Origin of the sequence: Collinsella sp. HCP28S3_G2 (assembly GCF_052065125.1) — a bacterium.
In the GTDB taxonomy this organism is placed as follows: domain Bacteria; phylum Actinomycetota; class Coriobacteriia; order Coriobacteriales; family Coriobacteriaceae; genus Collinsella.
Map to the genome: position 1 here is coordinate 41,527 of NZ_JBQHUO010000012.1, position 16,125 is coordinate 57,651.

Below are 16,125 nucleotides of genomic sequence, written 5' to 3' on the forward strand. Positions count from 1 at the left end.
CGTATCATTTGCAGTGTCAGTGCGCCGCAGCGCCGCTCGGCAACGGGACAATCCGCTTTATGCGCCAACGCGAACTTGTCGACTTTGCCGTGGACTGGATCGAGCACCATCGCGGCCGCTCCGATTGATCACTTGGGAGCGGAAGGGTTGCGGATTCCCTTCGCGCCCCGCGTTTCCGTATCGCTACAAGCTTAAACTTGCATTAAGGGGCGTTTGTTAAACTGCGAGTCATAATTAGACAGGGCTGGGCAAACGCCGTGGTATATGAGGGAACAACAATGGTATTCAAAGACGGTAACGATATGGAATTGAGTGACAAGGACAGCAGACTGTTTTCGCGTCGAGCGGCTCTTGCGGGTGCGGCGGGCACGCTGGCGCTTGCCGGGACAGGGCTCATGGGCTGCTCGGTCGGCGGGGCCGGCACGGGCGCCGCATCTACTGCGAGCAACGAGCTCACTGACGAGCAAAAGAAACTCCACAAGCAGATTGTCGCGACCTACGACGTCGAGAAGCAGGCGGCCATCAAGGAGAGGCTCGATGCCGAGTACGCTGACGGCGGCTACAACGAGACCACTCCGTTTATCGCGCAGGACCCCTTTGGCACCGATACCCTGAGCTGCTACGTTCGCTTTGCGACAACGGATTCCGTAACCGTCTCCTACAAGGTCGCCGGTCGCAAAAAGACTGGTGACACGCCCAAGGTCGCCGCGTTTTCCCATACGCCCCACGGCGGCGATGCGCCGGCCACGGAACACGAGTTCAAGGTCATCGGCCTCATTCCCAACCACAAAAACACGGTAACCATCACTTGCACGGCACAAGATGGTATCAGCCGCACCTCGACGTTCACGGTCAAGACGCCGGCTCTCAAAGGCGAGGAAGAAGAGCAGCTCGTCGTCACGTCGGGGGAGTCCAATACGCCGCTTGCCGATGGTCTCTTTACTATTCTGGGCAACGACTCGTCCAAGCTCGACTTTATGTACCTCTACGACAACGACGGCCAGATTCGTGGCGAGGTGCCGATTGTCGGCTACCGCAGCCACCGCCTGCTGTTCCCGGGCGACGGCAGCATGATCATGAGCGTCTCGACTACCAAGATGGCCCAGATCAACGCCATCGGCCAGGTGGTAAACGTCTGGAGCACGGGCGACTACGAGCTACACCACGACTACGCTTTCGATGACGATGGCAACCTGCTGGTGCTGGCGAGTCACGCCGGCTCCGAAGCCGATTTGGACGTCGATCGCGCGGCTGCCAAAAAAGATAAGGACGATCGCGTTAATGTAGAGGACCTCATCATTAAGGTCGACATAACAACAGGTGACGTCTCTCTCGTCGTGGACCTGGGCGATATATTCCCCGACCTCAAGGCAAGCGCCAAGGTTGCCTCGGACGGCGACCTGGATTGGATTCACATCAACACGATCCAGTGGCTCGGCGGCGGCACCGTTCTGCTCAGCTCGCGCGAGACCTCAACGGTCATCAAGCTCACGGATATCTACGGTACGCCTACGGTCGATTGGCTTATGGGCTCGCCAGAGTTTTGGGCCGGCTCGGGCTTTGAGGACAAGTTGCTGCAGGCTCAAGGCGATTTTTCGCTCAACGCAGGCCAGCATAGTGTGACCTATCTGCCAAACGACGAGACGACCGCGACTGGTCGCTACCAGGTGCTGCTATACGACAACAACTTTGGTGTTGCCGAGAGCTATCCCAAGTTCGACTGGGGCCAGCTGGGCGCTGCGGTAGTGACCGACTACAGCAAGGGAACGCATTCGTTTGGGCGCATCTTTACGGTGGACGAGACCGCGCGCACCTACGAGCTTGTGGACCAGATCGCAGTGCCGTTCTCAGGTTACGTAAGTAGTGCGCAGCGCGTCGGCGATTCGAATAGCATGCTCGTGGCATCGGGCATAGCCAAGACCTTTGCCGAGTACGATCGCTATGGACTGCCCATTGCCACGTACGAGATGGAAGCCGAGAAGTACATCTACCGCGTGTACAAGTACGAGCTGTAGCGCTGCGCTTGGCTGTGCCTGTGCCCCGCGGCTGCGCGCGCTCGTACCGGGCCTACCTCACGTTCCGCATCACTTCACGTCAAACTCCACGCGATCGAGTTCGGGTACGTTGAGGTCGATGAGCTTGCGGGCAACACGGCGGTCGTGCGCCCCGAGCGTCTCGCTTGTCGTTACGCGAGCGACAGTCTGGCGCTCGACAACGCCCTCCTTGTCGCCTTCGGTAGCCGAGGTCTCGACGGCGACGGTGTAATCCTTAAAGCCCGGCAGCACCGCCGCAAGTTCGCGCGTGGTTTCAGTGACGCCGTAGCCGTCTTGCACGCCGGCCTGCGCCGAGCCAATAGACCCCGCCGTCATAATAATGCAGGGGATGGCAAAGATCACCGTGCCCACGATGATGCGGCGGCGCACCTTGCGCGATAGCTCGTTGACCTCGGCGTTTTCTTCAGCAGTCACAATACCGTCGCCGTTCAGGTCGCGCTTGAGCGGCACGCGCAAAAGAAGCAGCACGGCTTCGGCAGCCAGTGCGATAAAGACCACGTTGACGCCAAACTCATAAAGCGCCGAGAGAAACAGTGACCCGCTTGCAATGGCGATGCCATAGCCCGCCGCACACAGGGGCGGCATGAGCGCGGTCGCCACGGCCACGCCGGCGATAAGCGTGGCAGGTTCCTGGTCACGCGAGTTGCCCAGCCCGCCCGCAAAGCCGCCCGCGAGCGCGACGGCAAGGTCCCACACAGTGGGCGTCGAGTTGTCGATGATGGCGGCCGTGGTGGTGCCAAGGGGCGAGAGCTTAAAATACAGCGTGGACGTGATCAGACAAAAGGCCATCTGTAGCGCGAGGCCGGCGACGGCCTCGACGGCAATCTCGCGGTCGAGCGTGGCGATGCCATATGCCATGGCAAGGACCGACCCCATGAGTGGGCAGATGAGCATGGCGCCCACGATGGCAATGTCCGAGTCGATATCGAGGCCGATGCTCGCGATGAGCATGGCGATGATGAGGATGCATAAGTGCGAGCCGGTCAGCCGCGCCCCGTTTACAAAGCGCTTGCGAATCACGTGATAGGGTGCGCGACCCTCGCGAATGTTGAATGCGCGCTTTAGGAAGCGGCCGGTGTTCTCCAGGGCCTCACTATGGGCAGGTCGAATGCCGTGGCGCCGGTGATGGCGTTTGCGTAGTCGCTTGATCTGTTGTTTGTCGAGTTCCATGTCCACCTCGTATTGCCGCAGGAACGCGGGTGCGCTCGCAGCATGTACTCTACACCGTGGCGGGCGGGGCGGTCATCTTGACGTGAAACTTAGACGAGCAGGTAAGGGGGACGTCAAATGCGGTTGCGGCCGAGTGTTTCGACAGATACTGAGGGGGGGGCCGTATGGACTCCGGCCCCGCGCTCTGTACGGGTACGTTGTTGTTAGGTTTAGCCCAGCAGACTCAGGCCGACGGAGACAAACGCCAGGATAACGCCAACGACAGACTCGCCTCCCAGCAGGCCGCTGGCGACGACCAGGCCCTGCTCCTGGAAGGCAGCATCCTTGGAAGCCTTCTCTTTGCCCGAAAGACCGGCGGCGTCGCGGTGTGCGGCCCACTTGTCGTAGGCGAGCTTGACGCAGGAGCCCAAGAAGGCCGTGAGCGACATGTAGAACGGCAGGTACACGCCCAGACCGATCATCATGGCCGGAATGCCGAGCCAATACATGACGATGCCGGCGATAAAACCGCCTGCGAACCACGGCACGCTCGGGATGCCCGAGACCATGGTGGCGACTACGCTTGCCTGCGCGGCCACAAAGCTCTTGTCGGGACCAAAGGCGTCCGGACCATAGGCGGTGACGAGCGCGACCATGACGGCGGCAGCGACCAGTGCGCCCACGATGCCGCCGATGGCCTGGCCGATCCACTGTGCGCGCGGGTTGGTGCCCAGCACGGCGCCGGCCTTAAAGTCGTTCATGACGTCGCCCGCAAGGCCGCACGCCACGGCCACGATGCCAGCGATAAAGAACAGCTTGACCTGCGCAAGCCGCGCGAAGGCCGCTACGATGAGCATGACGATGAGGCCAAAGATCTCCATGGGGTCGATACCCGTCTGACCGCAGCTCTGCGCACTCATGATGGTGGTGACAAAGGTGAACAGCGTGACGATGACGGCTGGGACGGGGCCAAGGTCGAGCGCGATGGCGATGATCACGGCGATGGCGGCGGTGCCCAGGCCGATGATGCCGGCGTCGAGCTTAAGCGAGCCCGAGATGAGCGACTGCTCGTCGGTGTCGGTGGAGCTGTCGGCGGCAAGACCGCGGACGATACCGGCGACCTGCGGCAGAATGTCTTTAAGGACGACGGCGACGCCAAAGCCCATCATAAGGCCCATACCTAAGGACTTGACGATACCCTGCGCGGTCACAATATCGAACAGGCCGGCAGCGGTGCCGCCGACGATAATGCCAAAGTTGCCCAGCAGCGCGCCGGCAAACCAGAAGGCGACGGGGGCAAAGCCCACCAAAAAGCCGATGGACAGCAACATGGGCGAGTTGTAGATGGCAAAGGTCACGCCGGGGATATTGAGCGTGCACAGCATGCTGGGCACCACGCCCAGGGCGTCGCGCAGCACGCTATAGATGCCTGCGATGGCCATGGAGCCAAAGAGCTGCTTGCCGGTCTTGCCACCGGCCTCGGTAGCACGCAGGGTCTGGGCTGCGGCGTTGCCGGTGGGAAACTCCAGCGCGGCGTCCACGATAAAGTGACGGTGGATGAGCGCCGTTGCCAGAAGGCCCAAGATGGTGCCGGCGAGCGCCACGATAAACATGTCGAGCCAGCTGATCTGGTCGGCATAGCCCAGCATCCAGGCGCCCGGGATGGTAAACGCCAGGCCGCCGGCGACCATGGCACCCGCGGACATGATGGTGTGGGTAACGTTGGCCTCGTTGAGGCTGGCATTGCCCATGAGCTTAAGGAAGAACAGCGAGATGACGGCAGCGAAAATGATCGGCCAGGGGAGGGCGCCCATCTTGAGGGCCGTGTAGGCCGAGCTTGCCGTGATAATCACGCAGCCAAGGACGCCGATGACGACGCCGCGCAGCGTGAGTTGACCGCGCATAGAGGTGCGGTTCGAGGGATTGCCCATATAGAACTCCTTTGCGTATATCCGCTTCCCCCGTAAGCGCCGCTACGGATACGGCGCGGGAAGTCGGGTTACCAAGGGCCGCCGCGTGAGCTCGCGCACGACCGCGCATCAGTATAGCGGCATCGCCCGTCCTATGCCCTGCCAAAACCAGCTAATTTGGGACGGGGCTTTTTAGTCATTTTGGGACGGGGCTATTTTAGCTACCCTTTGACAGTCGACGAATTATCTGGGATTGGGGCAAATATCATCCGACATTTTGGGGTAGCTAAAATAGCCCCGTCCCAAAATGACTACCTGGGATGGCTGGTTCGGGTAGGCGATATACTGCTGGGCAGACGAAAGGAGCGCCGACGATGCTTAATGGGTGCGCATATATATTGACGGTCGACGTGGGCAACACGTTCATTCGCTTTGGTCTGTTTGCCGAGGATTCGGCCGCGGCGCAGGAATGCCCGCTTGCGACGTGCGAGATCACGACGCCGCCGAGCATTACGGCCGATGAGGCGCGCATGAGGCTCGCGCGGGTCATGGGCGCACTGGCAGCCGATGCGGGCATGCCTGGTGTGCTCGTTCCCGCGGCAGCAGTGCTGAGCTGCGTGGTGCCGGCGCTCGAGCGCCCGTGGAAGGCGGCACTTTCCCGTACCTGCACGGGGCGCGTGCTCACCGTGGGGCCGGGACTTAAGACCGGCATGCCCGTGCACTACGACGACCCGGCCGAGATCGGTCCCGATCGCATCGCCGACGCCGTGGCGGCCCGTGCCGTCTACGGCTCTCCGTGCATCGTGATCGACCTGGGCACTACGACCAATATCGAGGTCATCGATGCGCGCGGAACCTTTGTCGGCGGTGTTATCGCGCCGGGGCTGGCGCTCGGCGCTCGCTCGCTCTCGGCCGCTGCGGCGCGCCTGCCGCAAGTCGAGCCCTCGGCACCCACGCATGTGATCGGTCGCAACACGCGCGAGGCCATGCGCTCGGGCGTGGTCTTGGGCGAGGTGGCCCGTATCGACGGCATGCTCGACATGGTGCTTGCCGAGATGCGCTCGACCAAGGCGGCAGGCGAGGGCAGCGTGCCCATTGTCATCACCGGCGACGATGCCGAGGCGCTCGCGGCGTTGGTCGGCCACAGCCTGACGGTAGACGACGCGCTGACGCTGCGGGGTCTCGCCGAGCTGTACCGCATCAACCAAAAGCCTCGCCGCGCATAAAGCCAAGAACGTCGGCGGGGGGGGGAGGAAACAGTCCCGCCTTTCACCTGCTACAATGGGCCAAACTATTTCGATTTCGGAGGTGTCTGCCATGTCGGACGATCTTCATCAAACCGCGTCGGGCAAGCGCCGCGACGTTATTAGCTGGGACGAGTTCTTTATGAGCGTGGCCATCGCCGCGCAGCGCCGCAGCAAGGATCCCAATACGCAGGTGGGCGCGTGCATCGCCAGCACCAACCACCGCATTCTTTCGGTGGGCTACAACGGTACGCCCTCGGCGCTCAACGACGACTTTTTCCCGTGGGGTACGAGCGATGACCCGCTGCAGGACAAACATAACTACGTAGTTCATGCCGAGGCCAACGCCGTGCTCAACTACCGCGGCTCGCTCAAGGACCTTGAGGGTTCCACGGTCTACGTCACACTGTTCCCGTGCCACGACTGTGCCAAAATCCTGGCGCAGGTAGGTGTGGGCGAGGTTGTCTATCTGGACAATAAGTACGCCGACACCGACGACGGCCGCATCAGTCGCCGCATTCTCGACTCCTGTGGCATTAGCTTCCGCCAGGTTATCGTCGATGTCCACATTGGTACCGGGGAACAAACGCAGCAGTAGCGGCAGCGTGTACGAGCGCCGGGCGTTGGCAAAAGCGGCTAATTAAGCCCCGTCCCAAATTGACTGTCAAATTAACTGCTCGTGAAAGTCGTGTCCGCGCGCATGGACGGCTCGCGAGCGGGTACATGGCTGTAGTAACATAGCTCTGTCCGCGGGCTTGCCCGCGTTATTGTGAGAAAGGAGCCCCTGTGGCTGTTAACGAAGAGCTGCTTAAGAAGGTTCTTGAAGAGATTCGCCCCAACCTGCAGGCCGACGGCGGCGACATGGAGTATATGGGCGTTGATGACGAGGGCGTCGTCAAGCTGGAGCTTCAGGGCTCCTGCGCCGGTTGCCCCATGAGCGCTCTGACGCTTTCCATGGGCGTCGAGCGTATCCTCAAGGAGCACGTGCCCGGCGTTACGCGTGTCGAGCAGGTCAATGCCTCCGGCGAGGTCGAGGATCTGTACGACGAGTATGCGCCGTTCTGAGAAGCGAAAGCTGCGGGCGATGTGCTCCGCATAGACGTCATGCCCAAATGTGCGGCTGCGAGCGAAAGGCCCGCGGCCGCATTTGTATGTAGGGAGCAGGGGGACCGATATGCTCAACGACCTCTACCATATGCTTGATCCTGTCGCCATTTCGGCGGGGCCCATCACCATCTACTGGTACGGCTTGGCCTATGTGGTCGGAGCTCTGCTCACGGCGGTCGTCATGTACCGCACGCAGCGTCGTTGGGGTTTTGACATTACGGTCGACGACCTGATGAGTGTCGTGGTTGGTGTGGTCTTTGGCCTCATCATTGGCGCCCGTCTGTTCTACGTCATCTTTTACGGTGACGGCTACTACTGGGCGCATCCGCTCGAGATCTTTGCCACCAACGAAGGCGGCATGAGTTTCCATGGCGGCCTGGTGGGCGGCATCATCGGCGGCGTGCTCGTGTGCCGCATGTACAAGCTCGACGCCTGGACCATCGCCGACCTTGCCGTTATCGGTGCTCCGCTGGCCCTGTGCCTGGGGCGCTGCGCCAACTTTGTCAACGGCGAGCTGTGGGGCAAGCCGACCGATCTGCCCTGGGGCGTGATCTTTGGCGGCACCGCGGGCGATATGCCGCGCCATCCATCCCAGCTCTACGAGGCATTTCTCGAGGGCATTGTGCTCTTCTGCATCCTGCAGGTGCTCAGCCGCAAAAAACCGCTGCTGCCCCAGGGTGCGTTTATGGGCGTGTTCGTGATGGGGTACGGCATCGTCCGCTTCCTCATTGAGTTCGTGCGCGTGCCCGATGCCCAGCTGGGCTATCTGCTGGGCGGCGTCATCACCATGGGCCAGCTGCTGAGTTTGCCACTCGTGATTGCGGGCCTGGCGCTCATCATTTTTGCCCTCCGCCGCAACCGTCCCCAGCGCATCTATCTCGACGCCTAACCACCACATACACCACAAAGGGGACAGGCACCTTTGTGGCGGTTTTGCCAGGCAACGATGACAGAACCGTAACGTTTCCCCAGATAAAACCTGCCAAAATAAACCTGTCCCTTTTTGGCAGGTTTCTAGAAAGGCTTTTCGGACTGTGAAGGATTCCGGTCTCTCCACAACGGCTGCGCGCGACGCCGCCCGCATCGTTTGGTTTAAGCGCTATCCCGCCAAGCAGACGCTCGTCGCATTTTTGCTCGCCCTGCTGGCGACCACGGCGTTTTCCATCGATCCCGCCCCGGTGTCGAGCAACGCGGTCCTGGCGATCGATCCAAAGGCCTCGGGCATGCTTTACGTGTGTTACGAGGTACTCCTCTCATTTGCCGGCCATACCGACGCTGTGATGCTGCTCGCGCTGGCCTGCCTGCTCACGCTGCCGTTTCGCTATGTGTTCTTTGGCCGCGGTGACGCTTGGCGCCCCTCGGTCGTGCTGCCGTCGCTGTTCTTTGCCGTCTGCATGGTGTTCGGCCGCAGCTACGACCTCACCGATTCGGCCGAGATTGTGCTGGGCGACAAGGCGCGCGTTATCTGCGCTTGGATTGGCGGCGCGGGCTGGATGCTTCTGGCGATTGTGGCCTTCTATCTGGCTTTTGAGTTTTTGGATTGGTTGAGTTCTCGCCGCATTCCGTTTTCGGAGGCGCATTTTGGCCGCGTGTGGCGTGTTACCCACGCCGTGCTCTCGGTCCATCCTTTTGTTGGGCCGTTTCTTGTACTCATGATTGTCTGGGCGCCCACGCTTATCGCCTCGCTGCCCGGCCTCTTTATGGGAGATACGGGCGCGCAGATTCGCCAATGGTTCAACTACCCCAACGGCACGAGCGACTACCTGCGCCTGCTTAACCCCAACGTGCTACTCAACGGCCATCATCCGGTGGTGCACACGGCCATCATCGGCTCGTGTGTGCAACTGGGGCTTTCGCTATTCAATAGCGCCAATGCGGGTCTTGCCATCTACACCTGCGCCCAATTTGTCATCACGGCCGCCTGCGTGGCCTATTCCATATCGTCGCTGCGCAAGCTGGGCGTGAGCCTGCCGGTCCGCGGCGTCATCTTGCTGTTCTTTGCGTTTATGCCGATGTTCTCCAACTACGCGGCGCTGCTGACCAAAGACGTACTGTTTGCCGATGCGTTTTTGGTACTGCTCGTTCAGACCGTCAAGCTCGTGGCATGTGGCCTGCCCCGTCGCGATGTCAATGCCGAGCGCGCGGGCGAGCGCACGCCTGTGCTCTTTGCGCGCCACGACTGGCTGTTGCTCGTGCTGGGCGCCATGGGTTCCACGTTTTTGCGCAATGGCGGCCTGGTCTTTCCGTTGGCGGCCTGCGTGATTGCGGCAGCGTTTTGCGCCTGGGACGCGCATGTGGCCCGTCGCGTGGTCAAACAATCTGGCGTCGCACCCTCATGCGCCACGCCGCGCTTCCGCTGGGCCGGCGTTCTCGCGGTGCTCGTGCTCTGCCTTGCCTCCAACATGTACTTTACCAAGGTCTTTATGCCCGCGCACGATATCACGCCGGGCTCCAAGCGCGAGATCCTCTCGATTCCGTTTCAACAGACGGCGCGCTTCGTCCAAAAGCACGACGGCCTTAATTCGGGCGTTAACCCCAAGGTCAAAGACGACGGCACGATTGAGGAAGCTCCCTGCGACGGTCTGGTGACCGATAAGGAACGCGCTGCGATCGATCGGGTGCTCAAGTACGAGAATCTGGGCCGCCGCTACAACCCCGACAAGTCGGATGCCGTAAAAAACTGTTTTAACGAGTACGCCTCGCAGGAGGACATCAAGGCCTATTTTGAGGTGTGGGCCCAGATGTTCAAAAAGGATCCCGAGTGCTATATCTCGGCGCTCATCAATAACTACTACGGCTACTTTTATCCGAGTGCCCGCGATGCGTGGGTCTACAGCACGGCGCGCAGTGCCGAGATCATGGCGAAGCCCGATAACCTCAAGTACTTCGACTTCCATCCGGTCGATAGCAAGGTTGTGCGCTGGTGCGACCACCTGATCAACCTGTATCGCGTGGCAGTACAACGCATCCCGTTTATCTCGCTCACCATGAGCTCGGCCACCTACGTGTGGATCATGATCGCTGTGGTGGTCTATCTGCTACGTCGTCATTCGTGGCGCGGGCTGGCCATTTGGGTGCCGCTGCTGGGCGTGCTCGCCGTGTGCCTGATCGGTCCCTGCAACGGCTCGACCTACATGCGCTACCTGTATCCAGTCATCGCCTGCATGCCCTTCGCCATCGGCGCCACCATCACCCGCAGCGACCTTCTCTGGTTCTAACTTGGTGCAAAGGGGACAGGTTACTTTGCACCAAGGGGGTGCATCATCACGACGCCTTCATTTTGGGGTTTATCTCGCAGGCCAGTAGGTATATCATAACGACGTTTGTTTATATTGCCCGAGCATCTGCGCTGGGCTTTAGGTCGAAACCGATAGGAGACACGTATGTCCGGACACTCTAAGTGGGCCACAACCAAGCATCGTAAGGGCGCGCAGGACGCCAAGCGTTCCGCCCTCTTCTCCAAGCTGAGCCGCAACATCACCGTTGCTGCCCGTCTCGGCGGCGACCCGCTGCCCGAGAACAACGCCAGCCTCGCCGCTGCCGTTGCCAAGGCTAAGGCTCAGTCCATGCCCAAGGACAAGATCAAGTCCGCTATCGACAAGGCCTTCGGTTCGGGTGCCGATGCCGCCGTCTACGAGAACATCGTGTACGAGGGCTATGGTCCCGCCGGCGTTGCCGTCTACGTCGACTGCCTGACCGATAACCGCAACCGTACCGCCGCCGATGTCCGTTCCGCCTTCTCCCACGCTGGCGGCAACCTGGGCACCTCCGGCTCCGTCGCCTTCCAGTTTGAGCGCAAGGGCCAGATCGTCGTCGCCAAGGAGATCCTGGACGAAAACGCCAAGAAGGAGACCATGATCGCCAACGGTGCTGCCGGTGACGAGGAAGAGTTCATGATGGCTATCGCCGAGGCCGGTGGCGACGACTACGAGGACGCCGGCGAGGAGTGGATCGTTTGGACCGCCGCCAACGACGTCATGGCTGTTTCCAAGGCGCTCGAGGAGCAGGGCATCCAGGTCAAGGGCTCCGAGACCACCATGGTTCCGACCACCCCGACCGAGGTCTCCGGAGCCGATGCCAAGAAGGTCCAGCGCCTCATCGACCGTCTCGAGGAGCTCGACGACGTTCAGGATGTTTACAGCACCATGGACATGACCGACGAGGTCATCGCTGCCCTCGAGGAGGAGTAGCGCCTGCACGGGTTAAGCCGTGCATATCTGGGCATAATGAAGCGAGCATACAAGCCTCGTGGAATAGATGAGCCGGATCCGCGTGCGTATGGCACCGGACCCGGCTCTTTTATAATGATGCGAATCGTTTTGCATTCTGTGGACCGAAACCTGAAGGGAGCGCGCGTGCGCGTACTCAAACGAGCCCTAGCAATCGTGTACCTTGCCGCCGCCATCGTGGCGCTGGGCACGCTTGTCTGCCAGTTCTGGGGACCGTATACGTATCGCTTTATGCTGCTGTTGCGTGACACCATGCCTCGCGTCGTCGTTACGGTGTGCGCCGCCATCGTGGCACTTGGCGTGCTCATCGGGTTTTTCCGCCTGATGTTCGCGCGTCGCGAGCCGTCCTGCGTGCATCCGGCGGGGGAGCGCAACATCGAGGTCACCCTCGCAGCGCTTTCCTCGTGCGCTCGCGCTGCGGCAGAGCGCGATGATCGCGTGATGGTTGAGCGTATCGAGGCGCGCGTTCAAGGCTCCGACGAGTCGCACGTTCGTTTTAAGGTCGAAGCCATCGCGCTCGATGACCGGGACGTGGCCTCCCTTGCAACCGCGATGCAGCAACGTATCGAGGAGGCCTGCGACACCATGCTCGGCACGCCGGGCACGACCGCGCGCGTCCGTTTTTTGCCGTCCAAGACTACCGTCCAGACCGTGGAGGTTTCCGGTGAGTGATACCAATCAAGACAAGACCGTCCGCACCCCGCGCCTGACGATCGACCAGAACGCTACGCCGGCAGGCGAGTCCGCCGACACCACCCCCGAGGCCGGCGAGCAGCACGACAGCGCCGCCAACGACTTTGACGAGGCCATGGGTCTCATCAAGGGTACGGGGGCGGCCATCTGGAGCTATGCCGTCCGTCATCCCAACACCACGCTCGGAGCCGTCGCTGGTTTTGTGCTCGCCGTGCTGGTGCTCACGCTCGGCCTGTGGGACACACTCGTCATCGCATTCTTTGTGCTGATCGGCGCCGTGATTGGCCAGATCCGTGACGGCGAGAACGGGATCGTCAACTTCTTCGGCCGTCTGTTTAGCGGCCGCTAGTATGTATTCGACCGCCGCGTGTGCGGTGGGCATAAGGAGGAACCATGGCTTTTAACACGAAGGTCGATGTGGCCGATACCGAGCTCGAGGCAGACGAGACCGTCGCCGCCGAGGTTGAGGACGTAACGCTCGAGGACGGGGCGCTCGTCGAGGCCGAGCCCGCCGACGATGCGGACGAGGATGATGAGGAAGCGGACGAGTCCGAGGATTCGCTGACCTATTCCAACGGTGTGATCGAGAAGATCGTCGCCATGGCCACCCGCGAGGTGCCGCACGTCCTGGGCATGAAGGGCAACCTTATGCACTTTGTTCAGGAGCAGTTTGGTGCCGAGAACCTGACCAAGGGCGTGACGGTCGAGGTCACCGATGACAACCGCGTGGTCGTCAACATTTCCGTCATTATCGAGTACGGCGCCTACGCACCCGCGATTTTCGACGACGTTAAGGCGCGCGTGACCGAGCGTCTGGCCGCGATGACCGGCCTTGAGGTGGCAGGCGTCAACCTGCGCATCGAGGATGTCATCACCCCCGAGGAGTACGAGCACCGCACCAGCCAGCACGAGTAACCTACCAAATAGGGACAGGTTTGTTTCGATAGGTTTTACCTGCGAAAACGCTAAACGGTCGACCGCGCAAGCAAAAGTGCGGTCGACCGTTTTCTATATGCCCTCGATGTAGTCATACCGCTCGTCTAACTAGGGGTTGCAATCTTCGCGCTCCGCGTTACCCTAATGGGCGCATTGTTTCCAAATCGTTAACGAGGGGTTGCCGTAATGGCCGACGAGCACGAAACAGAAAGCAAGGCATGGGCGATTGAGGCCGCCGCGGCAGAGGCGGCATCGCGTGCCGCCGAGGAGGTGCATCGTCCTCCCGTGGTGCCGATGGAGCGCGTGGTTGATCGCGCCGATATCGAGCGCGGCGAGCGTGCCGGCCGCAAGCGCAGCCAGGAGCCGGGCTTCCCGCGCTTTTTCGCCGAGCTCAATCTGGGCCTGATCCTCACGGCGTTCGCCATCGTTGCGTTTAAAACCCCCAATCACTTTGCCTTCGGCGGAACCTCGGGCGTGTCGGTCATTCTTTCCACGCTGTTCCCGACTCTGCCCGTCGGCGTCTTTATGTGGATCATCAATGCGGTTCTCGTCGTCTTGGGCTTTATCTTTTTGGAGCGCAAGGCAATCCTGTGGAGCGTTTTTGCCTCGTTTGCGCTTTCGGCCTACGTCTCGCTGTTTGAGCTCTTCATTCCGACGGATGTTTCGATGACGGGCGATATGTGGCTCGACCTGTGTTTTGCCGTTATCTTGCCGGCGCTGGGCAGTGCCATTGTCTTTGATATTGGCGCCTCGACGGGCGGCACCGATATCCTTGCCATGATCCTCAAGCGTCGCACGACGCTCGAGATCGGACGCGCCTTGCTACTGGTCGATATCGGCATCGTGACCATCGCGGCCTTTTTGTACGGTCCGCGCGTTGGCCTGTACTGCGTGCTCGGCCTGTTTGCCAAGACGCTTGTGGTCGACAAGGCCATCGAGAGCATTCACTTGCGCAAGGTCTGTACGATTATTTGCGCCGAGCCACGCAAAGTCGAGGAGTTTATCGTCAAGCATCTCAACCGCACGGCAACGATCAGCCGCGGCTACGGTGCCTTCTCGGGCAATTGCGTGACGGTGATCATGAGCGTGCTGAGCCGTCGCGAAGCAGTGCAACTGCGCCGCTATACCCGCGATATCGATCCAGATGCGTTTATCACGATCGTTGACAGCTCCGAGATCGTGGGCAAGGGCTTCCGCGGCACGAACTAGCGCGGATATACCCTTCGAACCATTGAATAAAGCCGCCTACGTTTCAAATCGGTCATCTTGGGGTATTTGTCCCCACATTGCGCGATAATGTTGCCAAAGACGTCGTTTGCGATCCAGGTGATTCACTCTAGATACGAAGGGATGATTTCGATGTTCTGTTCGCAGTGTGGCGCCCCCATGGGCGATAACGACAAGTTCTGCGGCGTGTGCGGTGCCCCTAATACCGTGGTCAAGGCCGCCGGCCCCGCTCCCCAGGGACAGTCTCAGCCCCAGCAGTTTGTTCCGCAACCGCCCGTGGCGAATGCGCCAAAGGGCTGTGTGGCTCAGGCGTTCCAAGACATGACCAAGACTCCGGGCGTGCTGCAGCGCGTGTGCCAGATTGCTTTTTTGCCGGCGCTTATCTGTGTCGTGTCGGTGCTCGTGCTGTTCATTCCCGTTATCGGCGGTATTGCAGCTGCCATCGGCTTTTTGGCCGCCTGCGTGGCGAGTGTGTGCGGTTCGGGCTTTGGCATCGAGTGGGGTCGCGACCTGTCGCTTAAGATCGATGACGGCATGGATCGTCCGTTGATGCGTTCCACATCGTTTGGCCTCGGGGTCTTTTCGAGCGTTATTTCGGTCGTGCTCGAGATTATCGCTGCCATTCCCGTTATTGGTGTAGTGCTTTCGCTGGTGGAGAGCGTGGTAATTGGCGCGGCGGGCTCGTATTCGTATTACGGCTCTTCTGCGCTCGAGACTGCGCTGTTTGGCTCGCTTGGCCTGCTTGTCCTGGCTATGATTGCCACGGCGGTCCTGGGAGTCTTCTTTAAGATGTTCGCCGATATCGCCGTGATGCACTTTGCGGTGACCGGTCGCGTCGAGAGCGCGTTTTCGCTCGACAAGGTCTGGGCGGCCTTTAAGAACAATAAGACCAAGCTGTTTTGCGCTTCATTCCTTCCCGAGTTTTTGACGGGCCTGGTCGCCAACGTTGTCACATGGATCTTGACGGCCGTCTTTGGCGCCATTGCCTCTGTCGGTATGTATAGCTACTACTATCGTCCTACGGGTATTGAGGCAATTGTTACCGGCGGTGGCATCGCACTCGTACTGTTCCTGGTGCTGATCGCTTTCGTCACCGTATTTCTAACGGTCTTTGGCAAGATGCTCAAGCACCGTGCCGTTGGCTATTGGGTCGCACGTTATGCAAGCGAGTGGGCCGACGAGGATAAGGACGACGTCCTGACTTTTGTATTGCCCTTCGAGAAGAAGTCCGCTCCTTCGGGTTACAGCGCTCCGGATGTCGCGCCTGAGCCCGAGCCTGAGTCTGTCCCGGGATCTGCGCCGGAGTCCGAGCCCACGACGGAGCCCGAGCCCACGACGGAGCCCGCGCCAAGCTCCGACGAGGACCCGCAAGACGAGTAGCCCTGTCACCTGCCATTTGGGGATGGGGTAGAAATGGTAGAAATAGTGCTTGACGAATGAGCGGGGGGGGGCGGGTGGCCACCTCCCCCCCCCCCGTTAAAACCCGCTCTGGCGAAGGCTGCGCGTTGGTCGCGCTTAGACAACAAGGTTTTGTTATACAACATTAGAGAGGCGGCACCAGCGTAGTGGATTGCCG

At 60.7% G+C, this 16,125-nt stretch carries 14 protein-coding genes; 12 read left to right on the forward strand and 2 right to left on the reverse strand.

Features of this window, described 5'->3' with window-relative positions:
* Positions 1 to 302 precede the first annotated feature (302 nt).
* On the forward strand, positions 303 to 2,015 hold the full coding sequence (locus ACTNB2_RS07535; protein WP_441045739.1) for an aryl-sulfate sulfotransferase: 1,713 nt from the start codon (positions 303 to 305) through the stop codon (positions 2,013 to 2,015).
* 69 nt (positions 2,016 to 2,084) lie between these two features.
* Here ACTNB2_RS07535 and ACTNB2_RS07540 read toward each other — a convergent pair whose 3' ends face one another.
* Both ACTNB2_RS07540 and ACTNB2_RS07545 read right to left on the reverse strand, forming a co-directional pair.
* Positions 2,085 to 3,224, reverse strand: a complete 1,140-nt coding sequence (locus tag ACTNB2_RS07540) for a DUF389 domain-containing protein (protein WP_441040769.1) — start codon at positions 3,222 to 3,224, stop codon at positions 2,085 to 2,087.
* Positions 3,225 to 3,433: 209 nt separating this feature from the next.
* Complete coding sequence (locus ACTNB2_RS07545) at positions 3,434 to 5,134, reverse strand: OPT/YSL family transporter (RefSeq protein WP_441044911.1); 1,701 nt, start codon at positions 5,132 to 5,134, stop codon at positions 3,434 to 3,436.
* Between the two features lie 353 nt (positions 5,135 to 5,487).
* Between ACTNB2_RS07545 and ACTNB2_RS07550 the strand changes: the two genes are divergently transcribed.
* The 11 genes from ACTNB2_RS07550 to ACTNB2_RS07600 all read left to right on the forward strand — a co-directional run bounded on the left by ACTNB2_RS07550 (position 5,488) and on the right by ACTNB2_RS07600 (position 15,929).
* Complete coding sequence (locus ACTNB2_RS07550; protein WP_154514831.1) at positions 5,488 to 6,339, forward strand: type III pantothenate kinase; 852 nt, start codon at positions 5,488 to 5,490, stop codon at positions 6,337 to 6,339.
* A gap of 91 nt (positions 6,340 to 6,430) precedes the next feature.
* Entirely contained in the window at positions 6,431 to 6,955 is a 525-nt protein-coding gene (locus ACTNB2_RS07555) for a deoxycytidylate deaminase (protein ID WP_154514829.1), read from the forward strand.
* Between the two features lie 188 nt (positions 6,956 to 7,143).
* Positions 7,144 to 7,422, forward strand: coding sequence for a NifU family protein (locus tag ACTNB2_RS07560; protein ID WP_441040765.1), 279 nt, complete (start codon positions 7,144 to 7,146; stop codon positions 7,420 to 7,422).
* A gap of 109 nt (positions 7,423 to 7,531) precedes the next feature.
* Positions 7,532 to 8,353 carry a prolipoprotein diacylglyceryl transferase gene (gene lgt / locus ACTNB2_RS07565; RefSeq protein WP_441040763.1) on the forward strand — a complete coding sequence of 274 codons (822 nt, stop codon included), beginning with the start codon at positions 7,532 to 7,534 and terminating at the stop codon, positions 8,351 to 8,353.
* Positions 8,354 to 8,498: 145 nt separating this feature from the next.
* On the forward strand, positions 8,499 to 10,682 hold the full coding sequence (locus ACTNB2_RS07570) for a DUF6020 family protein (RefSeq protein WP_441040762.1): 2,184 nt from the start codon (positions 8,499 to 8,501) through the stop codon (positions 10,680 to 10,682).
* Between the two features lie 165 nt (positions 10,683 to 10,847).
* Positions 10,848 to 11,654 (forward strand): YebC/PmpR family DNA-binding transcriptional regulator, encoded by an 807-nt coding sequence (locus ACTNB2_RS07575; protein ID WP_154514825.1) that lies wholly within the window; start codon positions 10,848 to 10,850, stop codon positions 11,652 to 11,654.
* A gap of 138 nt (positions 11,655 to 11,792) precedes the next feature.
* Positions 11,793 to 12,365 (forward strand): hypothetical protein, encoded by a 573-nt coding sequence (locus tag ACTNB2_RS07580; RefSeq protein WP_441045741.1) that lies wholly within the window; start codon positions 11,793 to 11,795, stop codon positions 12,363 to 12,365.
* The gene (locus ACTNB2_RS07585; RefSeq protein ID WP_441040759.1) at positions 12,358 to 12,735 is read left to right on the forward strand and encodes a DUF2273 domain-containing protein; all 378 of its coding nucleotides are present in this window, start codon (positions 12,358 to 12,360) and stop codon (positions 12,733 to 12,735) included. The genes ACTNB2_RS07580 and ACTNB2_RS07585 overlap by 8 nt, the downstream gene beginning before the upstream one ends.
* A gap of 44 nt (positions 12,736 to 12,779) precedes the next feature.
* The gene (locus tag ACTNB2_RS07590; RefSeq protein ID WP_441040758.1) at positions 12,780 to 13,301 is read left to right on the forward strand and encodes an Asp23/Gls24 family envelope stress response protein; all 522 of its coding nucleotides are present in this window, start codon (positions 12,780 to 12,782) and stop codon (positions 13,299 to 13,301) included.
* Positions 13,302 to 13,508: 207 nt separating this feature from the next.
* Entirely contained in the window at positions 13,509 to 14,531 is a 1,023-nt protein-coding gene (locus ACTNB2_RS07595; RefSeq protein WP_427728028.1) for a YitT family protein, read from the forward strand.
* A gap of 150 nt (positions 14,532 to 14,681) precedes the next feature.
* Positions 14,682 to 15,929, forward strand: coding sequence for a zinc-ribbon domain-containing protein (locus ACTNB2_RS07600; RefSeq protein WP_441040756.1), 1,248 nt, complete (start codon positions 14,682 to 14,684; stop codon positions 15,927 to 15,929).
* The last annotated feature ends 196 nt before the right edge of the window (positions 15,930 to 16,125 follow it).